Annotated in this window: 3 protein-coding genes; 2 read left to right on the forward strand and 1 reads right to left on the reverse strand. The window is 62.6% G+C overall.

Translation table 11 applies throughout. From position 1 onward, the window contains the following. Window positions 1-170: 170 nt before the first annotated feature. Together HMPREF3121_RS09035 and HMPREF3121_RS09040 are read left to right on the forward strand one after the other, a co-directional pair. Window positions 171-1,874 (forward strand): glycoside hydrolase family 13 protein, encoded by a 1,704-nt coding sequence (locus HMPREF3121_RS09035; RefSeq protein ID WP_070522515.1) that lies wholly within the window; start codon window positions 171-173, stop codon window positions 1,872-1,874. 15 nt (window positions 1,875-1,889) lie between these two features. Beyond that, window positions 1,890-2,450, forward strand: a complete 561-nt coding sequence (locus HMPREF3121_RS09040; RefSeq protein ID WP_070522518.1) for a hypothetical protein — start codon at window positions 1,890-1,892, stop codon at window positions 2,448-2,450. A 249-nt stretch (window positions 2,451-2,699) separates the two neighbouring features. Here the strand turns inward: HMPREF3121_RS09040 and HMPREF3121_RS09045 are convergent, their stop codons facing one another. Next, window positions 2,700-3,200: a hypothetical protein gene (locus HMPREF3121_RS09045; RefSeq protein WP_209652317.1), complete on the reverse strand. Its 501-nt coding sequence runs from the start codon at window positions 3,198-3,200 to the stop codon at window positions 2,700-2,702. Window positions 3,201-3,356: the final 156 nt, after the last annotated feature.

The following is a 3,356-nucleotide window of genomic DNA, read 5'->3' on the forward strand; positions in this document are numbered from 1 at the left end:
CGCCGGAAAGGTACACGTTGAAGCTCATGGCCTGCTTTCTCCTTGGGTCGATGGGCCGGTGAAGGGCACCCGCAGCCTACCGGGACGCCAATGGCTAGGGTGGAATGACGACGGTTGATGTAACACCGAAATCAACTCCCACTTGAAGTCCACGCAGGAGGGTTTCACCCATGAACCAGCGACGGCGCGAAGTTTTCGACCTCCCCGACTGGTGGCGCCAAGCCGTCGTCTACCAGATCTATCCCCGCAGTTTCGCCGACGCCAACGCCGACGGGATCGGAGATCTGGCCGGCATCACGTCGCGGGTGGAATATCTGCGGGACCTGGGCATCGACGCCGTGTGGTTGAGCCCGTTCTACCCCTCCGCGCTGGCCGACGGCGGCTACGACGTCGACGACTACCGGGACGTCGACCCGAAGATCGGCACCCTCGACGAGTTCGACGAGATGGTGGCCGCGCTGCATGCGGCGCACATCAAGGTGGTGGTCGACATCGTCCCCAACCATTCGTCGAACCGCCATGAGTGGTTCCGCGCCGCCCTGAACTCGCCGAGGGGTTCGAATGAGCGGTCTCGCTACATTTTCCGCGACGGCAAGGGGGAAAACGGCGAGTTGCCGCCCAACGAATGGCAGTCGATTTTCGGTGGCCGCGCGTGGGAGCGGATCACCGAGCCCGACGGCAGCCCCGGCCAGTGGTACCTCCATCTGTTCGCCAAGGAGCAGCCGGACTTCAACTGGGACCACCCGGACGTGCACGAAGATTTCCTCGAGACCCTGCGGTTCTGGAGCGACCGGGGTGTCGACGGTTTCCGCGTCGACGTGGCGCATGGGTTGAAGAAGAACCTGGACCCGGCCTTCGATGCTCTGGCGGATGTGCTGGGTGGGCGGGAGCTGTTCATCGACGGGCAACACCCCGTGTGGGATCGCGATGAAGTGCACGCGATCTACGAGGAGTGGCGCGACGTCTTCAATGAGTACGAGCCGCCCCGCACCGCGGTCGCCGAAGCGTGGGTCGCGCCGCACCGGCAGGCACGCTACGCATCCCCCGAGGGCCTCGGCCAGACCTTCAATTTCGACCTGCTGCAAGCGGACTTCCGCGCCGATGAGTTCCATGAAATCATCTCGCGCAACCTCGCGGCGGCGGAAGCCATCGGCGGTTCCACCACGTGGGTGCTTTCCAACCATGACGTGGTGCGCCACGCCACCCGCTACGGACTGCCCGGCGGCCGGGAAAGCAAGGGCGCTCCGGGAGCGGGGGCGCCCGCCGGCACCGGCAATGACGGAAAGCAGTGGCTTTTCGACGGCGGGGATCCCGCACAGGTCGATCATGCCCAAGGGTTCCGACGCGCTCGTGCGGCGACGATGTTTCTTCTCGGACTGCCCGGCTCGGCCTACCTGTATCAGGGCGAGGAACTGGGCCTGCCGGAGGTGGGGCAGATTCCCGACGAGGATCGTCAGGATCCGGCGTTCTTCCGCAACCGGGATGTCGAGGTCGGCCGTGATGGCTGCCGCGTTCCGCTGCCGTGGAGCAGCCGGGGCCGGTCGTTCGGATTCGGCGACGACGGCTCTCACTTGCCGCAGCCGGACTGGTTCGGCGACTACGCCGTCGAGGTTCAGGATGAAGACCCCGCCTCTACCTTGAACCTCTACCGACGAGCCCTCGAACTGCGCGCTGAGCTGCAGGGCGATGAAACGCTCGAGTGGGAGGACGTCACGGACTCGTCTCTGACGTTCCGCCGGCCGGGTGGATGGCGGGTGGTGCTGAACTTCGGCACCGACCCCATCCCGCTGCCCTCCGGCGAGGTGCTGCTGAGCAGCTCGGAGCTTGGCGACGACGGCCTGCTGCCCGGCGAAACCTGCGCCTGGCTGCGCTGATCGGAAGTTAATCGGATGCGGGTGGCGCATTCGTCGCAGGCGGCGGCGACGCCGGGAGCAGTGCTGGTCAGCGGTATGCAGCGGCTGAGCGCGCTGAAACGGCTGATGCCGCACATGCAAGGTCTCATCGCCCACGGCCCCGCCGACGACGTCCACATGAAGCCAAAATGGGCGACGAAACGGGTACAAGAATTGGCCGAAAAGGAGGCGTACGGCTCTGCGGCCGTGAAAGCCGCCACGATCGGGTTGCTGCCGTACCACGAGGTGTGGAGCCCGGCGGAAGTCGTGTACATCCTGGAGAAGCAGCCTGAGCTACTGCCGTTCCTGTGGCCAACGTTGAGCGAACCCCTGCGGTTCGCCGGGAACCAGGAGACGGCACCGAAGTGGGTGAACCGTGTCCTCGACGTTGTGACGTTGCACTCCGAGTTCCTGCTCGAAGCCACCCGCCGCGGCTACATACCGGCTGACGCGTGGAACGGCCTCGACGCGCTGGCGGGGAGGAAGGGTTCGTCCGTGGCGCTGAAGAAAGCCCGAGCGCTGGCCAAGGCCTTCGGAACAGTCACGTCCCTGGGGTGACTGGAAACGTCTTTCCCCTAACCCTCTCGTGGCAAAAGGAAGGGGCGTGACCTGCCCATAACGCCAAACGTTGAACTTGAACTCCACGACGTTCCGAAGCTGATTAACGTCCTTTCGGCGCCACAGCTCCCGAGAACCCCGATACTTCCGTTTTGGTCGATGCCGTCAAGGACGCCCACACCCGCGCACTTGCCACAGGCGTCGACATCGTGCCTCCGCTAACGACCGTGGGCTGAGACCAAGGTGCAATCATTCAAAATAGTTGAAGGGAAACCTCTCACGCAGTTGCGGATGGATGCTATTCAGAAGGTCCGAAACTTCCTGCTCGTATTCATCGATCTCCTGCCCCTCGTCAAGCTTCTCCTCCAGCTCCGACAACAGGAACGCCATCCTGACAAAACCAGTGAAGTCGATCTTCAGATCGAGGAAGCTCTCTGGCCCTCCGTACTCCCCCTGGTCGTGGTCGAAAAAGAACACTGTCTTGGTCCGTGCACTCAAGAACCACTCATCGCCCTGCCCCGACTGCCCGATAAGCCACAGATCTTCGGGCAAACCTTCGCCACGTGCTCGCCGATTCCACTCGAGCACCTTCTGATAGCCATACAGAACAATGTCCGGCGTGATACTTACCCCGTCATAACGATGAATGAACTCGGTGTACGTTGCATCGATGTCAGGGATCTTGGCTTTGTTTTTGATGGCGGGATCAAGCTGCTCAAGAGAACTGAAAAGCTCGTTCGGATCAATCAACCTCATGATTTTCCTCTACTCATCCGTGACCGGAGACTGGTCACCGAAAACCAGCTCGACGGGCTGAACCCCAGTGAGTTCGTGGTTTCAAAGATGGACGGCATCGTCGCCCGACAGCATAACAGGCTCATCCGGATCTGGAGTGCGTAATTAGCG

Origin of the sequence: Corynebacterium sp. HMSC11E11, assembly GCF_001807025.1 — a bacterium.
GTDB lineage: Bacteria > Actinomycetota > Actinomycetes > Mycobacteriales > Mycobacteriaceae > Corynebacterium > Corynebacterium freneyi.

Coding starts and splice junctions, on each gene's coding strand:
- HMPREF3121_RS09035 (WP_070522515.1), top strand. CDS start 171: ATGAACCAGCGACGGCGCGAAGTTTTCGACCTCCCCGACTGGTGGCGC.
- HMPREF3121_RS09040 (WP_070522518.1), top strand. CDS start 1,890: ATGCGGGTGGCGCATTCGTCGCAGGCGGCGGCGACGCCGGGAGCAGTG.